Here is a 13,425-nt window from a genome sequence, read left to right on the forward strand (position 1 = left end):
CAACGCATTCCGTACAATCCAGGCGACGGGAGGACAAGTGGTACTTGCGTCTGGCCTCCGTCGATGGTTTCCAATGCAAGTTCCCCACAAGGCAGTTGCACCTCCACGTCCGCGATACCACACCACTGCGCATCGTCCCCGGGCGGCGTTGTCGACCAGCTTTCCAACCGTACGGACGCACGGATGACCTGGGGTGGAACCTGCAAGTAGACCATCCCCGGGGCAGAGAGGATCCAGTTCGCGCGATCCGTGTGGGGCGAATAGGTATCCACACTCGTATCAACCAACCCGAAGATCCGGTAACTCGGTGATACCTCGGTCTCGTATGAATCCAGCAGCCTACTCAAGGGCACCTCACACGTGGACAGTTGAGTCGCCAACAGCATAGTTCGCTCGACAGGGAGCAGGAGCGAGCGCCGGCCCGCCCGCCCGCCCGCCCGCCACAACGGACGTCGCACGGACGGACTTTGCCATCGTCGTCCGACACGCGCCGTCCCGGCAAACCGCTCCTGTACCGCCCGGGATCGCTCTCCGGCTCAGGACCATCGGCATCGCCGCCCACAGCGGCTCCCAATCCGTTAAGGGTCCCCCATTCACGCCGGATGCAGGTGATTCCCAGGACCGGACTCGCCGTATCTCGGATGCTCGGTGCTCTCCGGCGCTTGCTGTGTTGTTCGGTTGGCATGCGCATCGCCTGGCGCCATCCGGGGGCATTACGGTTCCGCACGGTTCTGCCGGAAACTTCTCCGTCGAAGAAGTGTTCCTAGGTGTATCGAGCAAGTAAGGGTGGGACGCTTCCATCCGTGCAGTGTGAAGGTGGTCGTCCTCGGGGTAGGAAGCGACTGCCTTACCGGCGCGCGGCGATGTCTCCATGTCGCCGCCCCGATCGTTTCCCGGTCCCCCACACAAGGAGCCTTTTTGCAACCTCATGTTGAGGTGTGGTGGAGGACGAGGATGGCCTTCACGATGTCGGTGATCCGGTTGGTGCTGCAGCGGAGCTTCCGCAGGAGGCGCCAACCCTTCAGCACGGCCATGGCCTGCTCGCCGACGCAGCGGATCTTGGCGTGACTACTGTTATGCCGTCGCTTCCAGCGCTTGAGCCGGCGGCCCCGGAGGGGGACTCGAATGTGCCGGCCGGCGCCTTGGTAGGCCTTGTCCGCCCAGCACTTCAGTCCCGTGGCCGCGAGTGCGTCGACGATGCCATGGCTTCGGGCCGCGGTCAGGTCGTGAGTGGCTCCGGGCAGGGCCGGGGAAGCCTAGAGCAGTCGGCCGAACGGGTCGGTGAGGACCTGGACGTTCAAGCCGTGACGCTTGTGTCTTCCCGAGTAGTAGGGGGTGTCGGCGGCGATCCGGTCGATCGGCAGCGTGCCGTCCAGGATCACGAACGCCTTCTTCCGGGCCGTCTCTATCGCCTCAGCCAGGGTCGGTGCGCCAGCGGCCAGGACTTCGACGGCCTCGTGTACGTACCGGTAGACGGTCGCGATGCCGATTCCGAAGCCAGCGACAAGCCGGGCGTAGGTGTCGCCGCACCGCAGATAGGCCAGGGCGAGCAGGGCCTGCCGGCCGGCTGGCAGCCGTCGCCACCGCGTACCGGTCTCCCGTCGCCGGACTGCAAGCTGCCCGGCCGGGTGCCGCAAGGTCTTGCTGGACAGGTCGATCGACGATGGGTAGACAAGCACGCGAAACGCCTGGCGGACACGGGTGATCTTGGTCGAGAACCCATCTACCAGGAGCTCCATCGTTTCGTACAGCCCGCCCCGACCAACACCACAGCCCCACGGTCAGGTTGAAAAGGACTCAGTTCCCGCCACTGCACCCCGGTGCCCAGCGGGTGGATGATCCCGTTGATCACCTGCCGGTGATCGCGCCAACAGCCGCACCGGTTGTTGCCCACCGGCAAAGACGGCTCCAGCACTGCCCACTCGCCGCCCGTCAGATCCCCCGACTCAGCATGGGCAGGCCCAGAGTCTCCCTGTTCGCAGAGGTACGGCTATTCGATGACCGCGGTGGCTTCGACCTCGACCAGGAGGTCAGGTTCCCCCAGCGCCGCGACGCCCAGCAGGGTGATCGGCTTGACCGGATCGATGCCCAGTTTCGCTGCCGCCCGGCCCACGCCCTCACCCAGCAGCGGCATCTTCTCGGGACTCCAGTCGACGACGTAGACGGTCAGCTTCGCCACGTCGTCGAAGGAGCCGCCGATCGAGGCCAGAGCGGTGCTGATGTTGAGATAGCACTGCTCGACCTGAGCGGCGAAGTCCCCTTGGCCCACGGGCCGGCCGTCAGCGTCGCGGGCGACCTGTCCCGCGAGGAACACCAGCTTCGATCCGGTGGCGACCGACATCTGCCGGTAGACCTCGGGCTTCGGCAATCCCTCGGGATTGAGCAGCGTCACAGACATGAACGGCCTCTTCCTCGTGGCGTGGGGAACAGCAAGATCAGCACTCATCAAAGCATAACGACGCTATGTATTGTGAGGCCATGGCAAGGACGAAAGATCCAGCGGTCCGCTCCCTGCTTCTCGGACGGGCCGCACAGATGCTGCGGACGAGGCAACCGGTCACGCTGCGCACCCTGGTCGCCGGAACCGGCGTATCAACGATGGCCGTCTACACATACTTCGGCGGTATGGACGGCCTCTGGAAGGCACTGCGACAAGAAGGCTTCACCCGCCTGGCCGCCCGACTTGCGGCCGTCAGGATGTCCGCGGACCCGGTACGAGACCTCGCCGCCCTGGGCGGCGCCTACCTGGCCAACGCCCTGGATAACCCTGACCTCTACCGCGTCATGTTCGACGCGGGCTTCGACCTCGAAGACGCCGGCACCGCGGATGAAACCCTGCACCGTCTCGTCGAGGCCATCGAGCGGGCCATGGCGAGCGGCCGCTTCCGCGACGAGGTCGACCCGCAGGAACTGGCGACACAGAGCTGGACCATCGGCCACGGACTCGCGTCCCTCGTCGCCACAGGCCCCCTGCCGCACCAGACCCTTGCGCACGGCGCACCCATGCTGACCGCACTGTTCACCAGTGCAGGAGACGAACCCGCCCGATGCCGCCGGTCGGTTGAGCACGGCTGGGGCCGGCCGGCCCCAGCCCGGCCCAACTCTCCCGATCGGAGAGACAGGCCCTAGCCTCACGCGCCCCCCAGCAATCACACGCGCCTCCTCGGGGGCAGTCCGCTGCCGGGCCGAACGGCCTACGCTGGGCGCCATTCTGCGTCCTGCGGGTGCCACGCGCCCACGTGCTCGGAGGGGGTCCCGGGATGAGCGATGACAGTGGGCGTGAGCCACTGACGATGTATATGACGGGCGGCCCGGTGACAGTGCCGTCGACCATCCGGGGTGTCCGTGAGGCGTTGCCCGAGTCCGAACGGGCCGAGTTCACGGCGGAGATCGAGAACGTGTCCGCCGATGAGCTCCAGATGACCCTGATGCGGTGGGTGATGCGGATTCCCACCCCGCACGATGAGGCGGAGGAAGCCCTGGCGGAGAGGCTGGCCGCTGGTGATCTGACGGGGGTGACGTTCGCCGACGAACTGGGCGACGACGAGTACCGGAGCGCCCCATGAGCCACCGGATCGCCTACACCGATGAGGCGAAGGCGGGACGCGGCGACTCTTGACCCCAAGCGGCGGAAGGACTTCGACACGGGCGTCGCGGTGCTCGCCCGAGCCCCCTATGGGTGCGGATCGCGGGCGGTGAAGGGGGACAGGGACCGCAGGGACGCCACGATCGGCTGCGTCGCGGTCATCCGGTACGAGGTGAGCAGCGGGGTGCTGACGATCACCGTGCTCCGGGTCGTCCCCGCGCCCTGACCGCCGTCATGGCGGGCTCCCTGGCGGCAGCAGGCGGACTGATCTCTTCAACGCGTCAAGGCGGCATTGTTCCGGCCCAGCGACTTCGGCCCCGGACGTACCACCTTCCATGGCGGCACAGGTGTCCGGCACAACGACGACGACAAGGATGAGAAGAACGGTGTCCGAGAGCTACGGAATGACCTTCAGCACCTACCTTGAGCGGGGGCGACCTGGTCATGTTGTCCGCGACCCTCAAGGACATCCGGGAGGCCCTTCCCAGCGCCGAGCGAGCGGCCTTCACCGAGGCTGTCGAGAACGCGGGCGCGGAGGATCTGTTGGAACTCCTCGCCACCTGGGCGGAACGGACCCGGCCGGACCTGATCGCTGACAAGGAGGCCGCGTTCCGGCGGATCGCGGAGGGCGACTTCACGGGGACCGTGTCCGAGGACGAGGTCGCTGTCCTGTTCAATCCGGGTGGACGACGGTGACGGTCATCTTCCGGAGGGCGTCCGCTGCCTGGTTCGAGTACTGGACGAGGTAGGAGCCGCTCACCAGGGTCCCTGCGAGTCGTGTCCGAGGAGGGCGCGCATCTCTTCGGCGGGGATGAAGCCGCTGTCGTCGCCGCGCTCCAACCGCTCGAACACGGAGTACTGGAAGGCGCGGAGCTCGGGACTGGTCTCCTGGGCCCAGTACTGGAGCACGGCGAGCAGTTCTTCCGCGTGGGTGGTGCCCACGGCGGTTTCGAAAGCGGCGTGACGCTCCGGGGGGAGGGCGGCGCGAATGCCGTCGATGGTGGCGGGCAGGACCACCAGCTCGCCGTCACCGATGTAGGTCGTGAAGGTCGGTTCGGCTCGGTCCGCCATCAGGTTCTGCCTCCGCCCGGCTCGGTGGGTCCCCACACTATGGACCGGCGGCCCCCGCCGTCCGGAACTGACGCAAAGGGGCAGGTGTCCTGGGGCGCGGCCCGGGCGCCCGGCAGTCGGGATGCGCTCCCCACGCACGTGCTGTGCGCCCGGCGACGGATCCGCGTGGTGCTGCGACCCCCGGTCGAGCAGGGCCCGGCCCTGGTGGCCCTCGTCGGTCGGGCCCGGGCCGGGCTCAGCGTTCGTCGGACCGGCGCCAGTAGTCGGGGAGCATGTCGTCCACCCAGGACGGCACGCGCACCTCGCCGCGTGGGCCCATGGACGGGAACCAGGGTGCCAGGTCGAGGACCGGTGTTCCGTCGACCGCGTCGAGATCGGTGACGCGGATGTCGCGGCCGTCGACGCCGAGGATACGGGGGAACGAGGTCGCGAGCTGGTTGGGGCGGCGGTGGTTGCGGTGGACGAAGGTGCCGGTCGCGGGCCAGGCCGGGTTGCCGCGCGGGCTGCGCACATGGAGGGCCACGTCATCGGGGCGCGCGAGGTGGAAGTGCCAGGTGACGACCAGATGGGAGAACTCGGCCAGCCCTTGGAGGGTTTCGGCCGGGAAGTCGTCCCGGAGCCGGATGAGCGCTTCCATGCCGCCCTGATAGTCGTCGGCGACCCCGGTGTGGCCACCGACGACGGTGGCTACGGGCGTGGACTCGTAGGTGTCCGGCACGGTTCTCCCTCGGCTCGTTCGTGGGCGCCCGGGTGACGTCCCGGGCTGCGTCGCCGGTGTCCCGGCATGGGCCTGTCAGCCTGTGCGGCGCAACAGGGTGCGCGCCCGGTCGTCGAGCGCGCCGGCGGCCTGGTTGCCGCGATGGCGGAAGGGGCTGAGTGCGCGGCGCATCTGGACGACGGTCTCCGTGGCACGGCCGGAGTGGACGCCTTCCATCGCGTCGAGGGCTTCGGTCCAGGTGCCGATCGCGGCGTCAAGGGCGCCCTGTTTGACCTGGACGGCGCCGAGGTATCCGAGGGTGACGGAGTGGGTGCGGCGGAAGGTCTGTGCGCGGCGGGTGCGGACGCTGCGGGTGAACTGCCGTCCGGCGCCGTCCAGATCACCGAGTGCGGTCAGGGTGTGGGCGGTCTGCGAGGCGAGGGACGCCTCGCCGAAGAAGAAGACCCTCTGCGGTTCGGCACCGGCGGCGGGGTCGGCGGCGGTGAGGTCGTCCTCGGCCCTCCTCAGCGCGGCGACGGCTGCACGCCGCTGACCGTCAGCGGCGAGGGCACGGGCGTGGACGACCCCGATGAGGGCCCGTTCACGGGGACCTGCCGCGGTGTAGCGCTTGCGCTCGACGGAGGCGGAGGCGAGGTTCACGGCATCGCGGCTGTGGCCGAGATCGGCGGCCTGGTGGGACATGGCACGCAGGATGTGTCCGGCGAGGGGCGCGTCGTCGGCTTCGGCGGCCATACGCAGTGCGAGTCGGAAGTAGTGCTGGGCCCGACCGTGCTCGGCGCTGTCGAAGCTCATCCAGCCCACGAGGTAGGCGAGTTCACCGGCTCCTGACATGAGGTCCTTGCGGAGCTGTTCGGAGGGGATGCGGGCGGCCAGGTAGTCGGCGACGTCCGTGTGGAGGTAGGCGGTCAGCGCGCTCCTGCCCGCACGCCCGCCGAGCAGCTGATCGCCGCGCGAGTAGTGGGCGTGGGCGTCGCGCACCGCTTCGACGTGCGCGCCGGTGACCCGGTCCCGCGAGAGGGGTTGGCGGGCCTGGGCGTCGGTGAGGGCCTGGTCCCACCAGGTGTCGGGGGGAAGTGCCGTGCCGACGGCCGAGTAGGCGGATGTCTTGAGGAGCCGCCTGCGGGCTATGTCCATCTGGGTACCCCCGAGTTCGGATAGCGCGGTCAACGTGCCGATGTCCCAGCTGCCGGTTCGCTGCTCTTCCTCGACCGGAGCGAGACCGATCTGTGCGGGTGTGACGACGCGTCCCAGCTTCCGCGAGAACGTCTCGCACAAGACTGCCACGGCCCGCCCTTCGGGTCGTGTCCCGCCGACCCACATGGAGACGTGGGAGCGGGACACCGTCAGGAGTTCGTCCGCTCCGGCTTCGGCGGCCACGCGTAAGAAGTGCGTCGCCACCTGGGTCTGCGGCCAGCCGGTCTCCCGGATCACTTCCGCGAGCCGGGTGTTGCGTGTGCGCGCCATCGTGCGTCCCTCGGTTCCGAAATGATCTTTGGCGGCCTTGGCGACTTCCGGGCCGCCCCGGGGGTGCCCGCACACCACCCAGGACGGTTTCCTCTGTGTCACCACGATATTCCGCACCGTCACGATCGGTAGGGATATCGACGGAGAGGACCGGAACGCGCACCGCTCCGGTCCCGGCCGGAACGCGGCGCCCTCCCGGCCGACGCCGCGTCCGCCCGTACGTCCGGTCCAGCCGTCGTCACTCCTGCGCCAGTCGGAGGTCCCCCATGTCCAACAGCACCGTGAGAACGGCCTTCGTCTACACGTGCCGTCCCGACGTCGGCGCGGCGATGACCGCGCTGTCCGACCTGACCGGCTTCGCCGAGGAACGGCGGTACGAGGTCCGCGCGGCGGTGTGCGACGCCGTCGGGACGGACCTGGCGCTGGGGTGCCGTCCGGGGTGGCGGTTCCTGAGCCGTCTGATCCCCGACGGGGGACCGGCCGTCCTGGTGGTGCGTTCCACCGATGAACTCGCCGTCGGCACCGCCGGGCGCAAGGCGGCTCTTGAGGTACTGGCGGCCGATCAGGTCAGGGTCGAGGCGGTACGGCCCGCCGCGTGGGAGGTGTCGCCGTGGAAGCTGTTCCGGGGCCGCCCCGGCCCGCTCCCCCGCACCTCGCCCTCCGGCGGGGAGGGGCAGCGGACGCGTGCGTGTCATGCCGTCTTCCCGGCGCGGCCCGAGCACGCCCGTGCCGTACGGAGGTTGATCGCGGGCGTCATGGACACCTGGGGTGCCGGACTGTCCCAGGACGCGGACCTGGTCACCGCGGCGGCGAACGAACTCGTCGTCAACGCGATCGTCCATGGATCGCTCCCCGGTGATCCGGTAGCGGTGACCGTGGAGCTCGGCGCCGGAGCGCTGCGCGTCAGCGTGGGGGACCGGTCCCCCGTGGCTCCGCTGCGGCGCCACCCCGGCCACGACGGGACGGACGGTCGCGGCCTGGAGATGGTGCAGAGCATCGCCGACGCGTGGGGAACCACCCACACCGTCGACACAGGTACCCCGGGCAAATCGGTCTGGATGAGACTGCGCACTTCCCGGGAGGAGCCCTGCCCGGCGAACGCCACGTCCGCTCCCACCGCGGCGGACCTCGCGGAGGAGCCTCGGAGCGGGGCAGCGCACGCGACGGGCGCCCCGGTCGCCGACGAGCCCCGTCGCGTGTCGCTCTACGCCCTGTACCCCACCGAGGAGGGCGGGGCGGCGGTGCCGGCCGTACTGCGGCGGCACGCCGAACGCGCGGGGCACGTGGTCGTCGGTGAGCACCAGGACATCGCGGGGCACGACGCTCCCGAGTACCCCGCCTGGCGGTCCGCCTGGGCGAGTGTGGCGGCCGGGGACTCGGACGAGGTGACCGGTGGCGACCACCATCTGCTCGTGCCGGTGGGGGACGACGACCCCGAGTGCCGTGAGGGGTACGAGCGGCCGGCGATCGCCATGTTCCGGTTGCCCGGCCGCACCCACCCCGTTCGGGGCGGGGCATCGTCCCGGTGGTGACGCCCCGTCCCGCTCACGACCGCCTCGCACCCCGCACCCCGTCCCGCTCACGACCGCCTCGCACCCCGACCCCCGACCCCCGACCCCCGACCCCGACCCGAAGGATTCACCGCCCCGGAACCCCAGAACTCCGGCTCACGCCTCACGCCTCACGGGTTCAGCAGCCAAGCCGATCCGTGCCGGGTGAAACCGATGTGCGGGTAGTAGTCCGCCGCGGCGGGGGCCGAGAGCAGGACGAGTTTGGCTGTCGGGGCCTCCTTGCGGGTGGCGTCGATGAGGGCCTTTCCGATGCCCGCGCGCTGGTGTTCGCGGCTCACGGCGATATCGGAGAGGTAGGTGACATAGGAGAGGTCCGAGACGCTGCGGGCGATGCCCACGAGTGCGCCGTCGATCCGGCAGGTGATCACCAAATTGGCGTTCCGGACCATCGCCGCCATACGCGCGGTGTCGTCGACCGGGCGGCGTTCGCCGAGGCCCGACGAGCGGTAGACCGCCAGCACCTCGTCCAGGTCGAGATCGGCGCCGTTCTCACGCTTGATGTCCACGGAGGGTTTCCAATCGCTTGAGGAGTACGTCGTGATGGACCAGGAAGCGTTCCGGACCGAGCGGTCCGGTGTCGATGCCCTCGGCCCCGAGCAGCGCGGCGAAGTCACCGCCGGTGGTGATGACGCCGTTCGCGGCGGACTGGACGGCCCGGTAGGCGTGTTCCCGTTCGGTGCCGCCCTCCAGCAGCTCGGCCAGCACCGCCGAGCTGTACACCAGGCCGCCCGTGGCGTCGATCGCCGCGCGCATCCGCTCCGGGGAGACCTCAAGTCCGGCGATCAGGTCCGCCGCGGCGGTCGCCTGGTAGTGGGCGACGGTCAGCGCGTCCGGCACGGCGATCCGCTCGACCGACGAGTGGGACAGGTCCCGCTCGTGCCACAGGGCGACGTTCTCCACGGCCATGCCCGCGTAGCCGCGCAGCAGCCGGGCGAGGCCGGTCAGCCGCTCGCCCGTCGTCGGGTTGCGTTTGTGCGGCATCGCGCTGGAGCCCTGGTAGCCGGCCGTCCGGGGTTCCTCCACCTCGCGGACCTCGGTGCGTGACAACAGCCGTACCTCGACGGCGATCTGCTCGACGCAGGCGCCGAGTGTCGCCACCGCCTGAAGCAGTTGCGCGTGCCGGTCGCGGGAGACGACCTGGCTCGGCACCTCCTCGACGCCGAGGCCCAGTTCGGCGCACACGTACTCCTCGACGTACGGGTCGATCAGCGCGTACGTGCCGACGGAGCCGGAGACCGTGCCGACCGCTACCTCCGCGCGGGCGGTCTCCAGCCGCCGTACGCAGCGGTCGGCGGCGAAGGCGAAGCCGGCGAGTTTGTGGCCGAACGTCGTGGGTTCCGCGTGCATGCCGTGGGTGCGGCCGATGCAGGGGGTGTCCCAGTGCTCGACGGCCCTGTCCACCAGGACGCCGCGCAGCCGGGTCACCGCGGTGAGCAGTACGTCGCAGGCGCGGGCGAGGGTGTGGCCGAAGGCCGTGTCCACCAGGTCGTAGCTCGTCATACCGAGGTGCACCCAGCGGGCGGAGTCGTCGGGGATGTCCTCGCAGTAGGCGGCGAGGAAGGCCAGGATCTCGTGATCGCGCTCGCGCTCGATCTCGGCCACCCGGGCGGCGGCCGGCACCCGGGCCCGCCGGATGTCCGCGAGCGCGCTCGCGGGGACCCGGCCGAGCCGGGACTGCGCCTCGGTCGCCAGGACCTCCACCTTCGTCCAGGTGGTGTACCTGGCCTGGTCGGTCCAGAGTTCCGCCATCTCGGGCAGCGAATAACGGGAAATCATCACCGGAGTCCCTTCGCAGGCATTCTTGCCAGCCGCAGGATACTTATTCAAGTGGCGGGGTATGGCAGTCTGATGCCGTGACCACCTGCGGAATTCTCCGTGGTTGCCGTCGTTCAACTGCGTTTTCCTCACGGTTGAACGGAAGAATCCGGCCGTCGCGCACGGAATTTCTCCGGGATTGCTCTCCGGAACTCTTTTCCTGTCGTACCTCGGTTGCCGGACATTCGGTCCCTGCCTTGTAGTGGTGCCGTGCCAGTCACCACTACCGAGATCACGAGACAGCCGGCCGCCCCTTCCCTCCATGAATCCAGGAACTCCCTTCTCCGGGGCCGCACCACGGTCACCGGGCAGGTGCGCTCCGTCCTCGCCGCCATCCGCGAGACGGACCCCGCCCTCGGTGCCTTCGTGGCGGTCGCCGACGACCGGGCGATCGCCGAGGCGGAAGCCGCCGACGGGGTCCTCGCCCGGCTCGGCGAGGACGCGTTCCGCGAACTGCCGCTGCTCGGCGTCACGGTGGCGGTGAAGGACCTCGTCCAGACCCGGGACCTGCCCACCACGCGGGGCTCGCTGCTGCCCAACCGCCGCCCCGACGCGGACCCGCCGGCCGTGGCCCGGCTGCGCGCGGCCGGTGCGGTCGTGGTGGGGAAGACCGCCACGTCGGAGTACGGATGGAGCGCGAGCACGGTCAGCAGGGTGGCCGCCCCCACCCGTAACCCCTGGGCACCCGACCGGACCGCCGGGGGCTCCAGCGGGGGTTCCGCCGCGGCGGTGTCGGCGGGGCTGTGCACCGCGGCGGTCGGCACCGACGGGGCGGGCTCGATCCGTATCCCGGCGGCGTTCTGCGGGGTGGTCGGGTTCAAACCGTCCTTCGGCCGCGTCCCCTACGTACCGCCCGGCGCCGACCGGCTGGCCCATGTCGGGCCGCTCACGCGGAGCGTGGCCGACGCCGCCGTGCTGACCGCGGTGATGACGGGCCCCGACCCCCGCGACCCGGACTCGCTGCACGCCCCCACCGGCCGTACGGGCGAGCCCGCGCGACTGCGCGTCGGATGGATCGAGTTCCCCCGGACGTCCGACGAGGTCCGCGCGGTCACCGAGGCGGCCCTGCCGGTGCTGGCCGCGCAGGGCCACCGGGTCGAGCGGATCGACGTCCCGTTCCCCGACCCGTACGGCGCGCTGGTGGACGTCCTCGCGGCGGCGGAGGCGGCCGGCACGGCGCCGGAGGACGAGCGGTGGTGCGACGAGGGGCGCCTCGCGCTGGTGCGGTACGGGCACTCGCTGAGCGGCGCGGCGGTGACGCGCGCCGAGGAGACCCGTATGGCGCTGCGGGCGCGGCTGGCCGCCGTGATGGAGGACTACGACCTGCTGGCCATGGCCACCGTCCCCACCGAGCCGTTCGCCGCCGACGCGATCGCCCCGCCCTGGGCCACCGACCCGGACGACCTGCTGTGGCTCGCCTGGTCGCCCGCCACCTACCCGTTCAACCTCACCGGCCAGCCCGCCCTGTCGCTGCCCGCCGGTCTCACGTCCCGCGGGCTCCCGGTCGGCCTCCAGCTGGTCGGCCGGGTGGGGGACGACGAGCTGGTGCTCACGGCCGCCGCCCGGGTCGAGGCCGGGCTGGGCCTCGCGATGGTGCCGCCCGGCCGGGAAACGAAAGGAGAACGAGCGTGATGCCGAGACCATGGTCCCCGACCGGCGAGGAGAGCGGGGTCGGACGCCCCTCGTTCGTCGCGGAGTTCGGGCTCTGGGACGAACGCCGGATCGCGGCGGCCGAACGGATCGCGGCCGAGCTGGACGACATCGACCTCGTCCGGGTCGTCTTCTGCGACCCGCACGGGCTGGCCCGCTCCAAGACGGTGCCCGCGGAGGTCTTCCGCACGGTGCTGCGCAACGGCATGGACTTCAGCGCCGGACCGTTCCTCTTCGACACCGGGCACGCCGTCGCCGTCGACTTCCTCACCGACCCCGGTGTGGGCGTGGACGAACTGCGCGGCGCGGGGGACTTCGTACTCGTCCCCGACCCGTGCACGTTCCAGGTGCTGCCCGGCACCGGGACGCGGACCGCGTGGGTGCAGGGCGACGAGTACCTGCGCGACGGCACGCCGCATCCGCTCTCCCCCCGCGGTGTGCTGCGCCGGGTGCTGGCCGCGTACGCCGAGCGGGATCTGGCGCCGGTCGTCGGGCTGGAGGTCGAGTGGTACCTCACCCGGCTGCTGGGCGGGCCGCCCGGGAACACGGACAACGGCTTCGGCCGGCAGGGCGCCGCCCCGGCGGTGGAGGCAGTGAACCCCGGCTACCAGTTCAACCTCGACGCGTCGTACGACTCGGTGGCCCATATCGCGGACCCGCTCGCCCTGACGCTGATGTCGCTCGGACTGCCGCTGCGCACGATGGAGCACGAGTCGGGACCCGGGCAGCTGGAGACGACGTTCGCCCCGATGGCCGCCCTGGAAGCGGCGGACGCGATGCTGCTGCTGCGCACCCAGATCAAACGCTTCTGCCGCAGCCGCGGCCACCACGCCTCGTTCATGACGCTGCCGCGCCTGGACGCTTTCGACTCCAGCGGCTGGCATCTGCACCAGTCCGTGGCGAGCACGAAGACGGACGCCAATGTGTTCGCGGCGGGCGAGGGACCGGACACGATCTCCCCGGCGGGCGCCGCGTATGTCGAGGGACTGCTGTCCCGGGCCCGGGAGTTCTGTCTGCTGTCCGTGCCGACGGTGAACGGCTACCGGCGCCTCGCACCGGAGTTCACGCTCTCCCCCACCTCGGTCGACTGGGCCTACGAGGACCGCAGCGTGATGGTCCGGGTGCTCAGCGGCGGCAGCTCGACGCACGCCGAGAACCGGATCGGGGAACCGTGCGCCAACCCCTATCTGACCATGGCCGCCCAGCTGCACGCGGGCCTGGCGGGGATGGACGCCGGGATCGTGGCGGGCCCGGCCGCGCACCGGCCCGCGTACCCGGCGCTGCCGGTGTCGCTGGGCGAGGCGCTGGACGCGTTCCGCGCGAGCGACCGCGCGACCGAGCTGCTCGGCGCACCGCTCAAGACCTGTCTGACGAAGCTGAAGGAGAGCGAGCTCGCGCGGTTCGACGCGTGGTGCGAGGCGCAGCGCCCGCCCCCCGGCGACGTCACCGAGTGGGAGCACCGCGAGTACTTCGACGCCTTCTGACCACCCAGGCCACCCACCCCGGGCCCATCCCGGTCCTGTCCCGGCGCCCACCCCGGCCCCACCTCA

At 70.6% G+C, this 13,425-nt stretch carries 14 protein-coding genes and 1 pseudogene; 7 read left to right on the forward strand and 8 right to left on the reverse strand.

Translation table 11 applies throughout. From position 1 onward, the window contains the following. Positions 1–926: 926 nt before the first annotated feature. The 3 genes and pseudogenes from OG711_RS14390 to OG711_RS14395 all read right to left on the reverse strand — a co-directional run bounded on the left by OG711_RS14390 (position 927) and on the right by OG711_RS14395 (position 2,398). Positions 927–1,679 (reverse strand): annotated as a pseudogene (locus OG711_RS14390) (transposase family protein). A gap of 44 nt (positions 1,680–1,723) precedes the next feature. Next, complete coding sequence (locus OG711_RS39135) at positions 1,724–1,936, reverse strand: transposase (protein WP_399505299.1); 213 nt, start codon at positions 1,934–1,936, stop codon at positions 1,724–1,726. A gap of 54 nt (positions 1,937–1,990) precedes the next feature. Beyond that, a complete protein-coding gene (locus tag OG711_RS14395; protein WP_073784395.1) occupies positions 1,991–2,398 on the reverse strand; it encodes a RidA family protein in 408 nt (135 codons plus the stop codon). An 80-nt stretch (positions 2,399–2,478) separates the two neighbouring features. Between OG711_RS14395 and OG711_RS14400 the strand changes: the two genes are divergently transcribed. The 4 genes from OG711_RS14400 to OG711_RS14415 all read left to right on the forward strand — a co-directional run bounded on the left by OG711_RS14400 (position 2,479) and on the right by OG711_RS14415 (position 4,282). Next, positions 2,479–3,129 carry a TetR/AcrR family transcriptional regulator gene (locus OG711_RS14400; RefSeq protein ID WP_329559414.1) on the forward strand — a complete coding sequence of 217 codons (651 nt, stop codon included), beginning with the start codon at positions 2,479–2,481 and terminating at the stop codon, positions 3,127–3,129. A 131-nt stretch (positions 3,130–3,260) separates the two neighbouring features. After that, the gene (locus OG711_RS14405) at positions 3,261–3,566 is read left to right on the forward strand and encodes a hypothetical protein (protein WP_329559415.1); all 306 of its coding nucleotides are present in this window, start codon (positions 3,261–3,263) and stop codon (positions 3,564–3,566) included. 21 nt (positions 3,567–3,587) lie between these two features. Then, entirely contained in the window at positions 3,588–3,812 is a 225-nt protein-coding gene (locus OG711_RS14410) for a hypothetical protein (protein WP_329559416.1), read from the forward strand. A gap of 218 nt (positions 3,813–4,030) precedes the next feature. Beyond that, positions 4,031–4,282: a hypothetical protein gene (locus tag OG711_RS14415; protein WP_329559417.1), complete on the forward strand. Its 252-nt coding sequence runs from the start codon at positions 4,031–4,033 to the stop codon at positions 4,280–4,282. Positions 4,283–4,342: 60 nt separating this feature from the next. Here the strand turns inward: OG711_RS14415 and OG711_RS14420 are convergent, their stop codons facing one another. From OG711_RS14420 to OG711_RS14430, 3 genes are all read right to left on the reverse strand, one after another. Further along, positions 4,343–4,657 (reverse strand): hypothetical protein, encoded by a 315-nt coding sequence (locus tag OG711_RS14420; RefSeq protein ID WP_073784386.1) that lies wholly within the window; start codon positions 4,655–4,657, stop codon positions 4,343–4,345. A 235-nt stretch (positions 4,658–4,892) separates the two neighbouring features. Beyond that, complete coding sequence (locus OG711_RS14425) at positions 4,893–5,375, reverse strand: SAM-dependent methyltransferase (protein ID WP_073784384.1); 483 nt, start codon at positions 5,373–5,375, stop codon at positions 4,893–4,895. A gap of 75 nt (positions 5,376–5,450) precedes the next feature. Then, the gene (locus OG711_RS14430) at positions 5,451–6,839 is read right to left on the reverse strand and encodes a Tat pathway signal protein (RefSeq protein ID WP_329559419.1); all 1,389 of its coding nucleotides are present in this window, start codon (positions 6,837–6,839) and stop codon (positions 5,451–5,453) included. 266 nt (positions 6,840–7,105) lie between these two features. Between OG711_RS14430 and OG711_RS14435 the strand changes: the two genes are divergently transcribed. Continuing rightward, complete coding sequence (locus OG711_RS14435; protein ID WP_329559420.1) at positions 7,106–8,371, forward strand: ATP-binding protein; 1,266 nt, start codon at positions 7,106–7,108, stop codon at positions 8,369–8,371. A gap of 149 nt (positions 8,372–8,520) precedes the next feature. Here OG711_RS14435 and OG711_RS14440 read toward each other — a convergent pair whose 3' ends face one another. Both OG711_RS14440 and purB read right to left on the reverse strand, forming a co-directional pair. After that, a complete protein-coding gene (locus tag OG711_RS14440) occupies positions 8,521–8,916 on the reverse strand; it encodes a GNAT family N-acetyltransferase (RefSeq protein ID WP_073785523.1) in 396 nt (131 codons plus the stop codon). Further along, positions 8,900–10,186 (reverse strand): adenylosuccinate lyase, encoded by a 1,287-nt coding sequence (gene purB / locus OG711_RS14445; protein ID WP_329559421.1) that lies wholly within the window; start codon positions 10,184–10,186, stop codon positions 8,900–8,902. Before purB ends, OG711_RS14440 begins: the two co-directional genes overlap by 17 nt. A 249-nt stretch (positions 10,187–10,435) precedes the next feature. On the opposite strand from purB, the gene OG711_RS14450 reads away from it, so the two are divergent. Together OG711_RS14450 and OG711_RS14455 are read left to right on the forward strand one after the other, a co-directional pair. After that, a complete protein-coding gene (locus tag OG711_RS14450; RefSeq protein WP_329559423.1) occupies positions 10,436–11,857 on the forward strand; it encodes an amidase in 1,422 nt (473 codons plus the stop codon). Beyond that, positions 11,857–13,359 (forward strand): glutamine synthetase family protein, encoded by a 1,503-nt coding sequence (locus OG711_RS14455; RefSeq protein WP_329559425.1) that lies wholly within the window; start codon positions 11,857–11,859, stop codon positions 13,357–13,359. Before OG711_RS14450 ends, OG711_RS14455 begins: the two co-directional genes overlap by 1 nt. Positions 13,360–13,425 lie beyond the last annotated feature (66 nt).

This window comes from Streptomyces uncialis, from assembly GCF_036250755.1.
Taxonomy (GTDB): Bacteria; Actinomycetota; Actinomycetes; order Streptomycetales; family Streptomycetaceae; genus Streptomyces; species Streptomyces uncialis.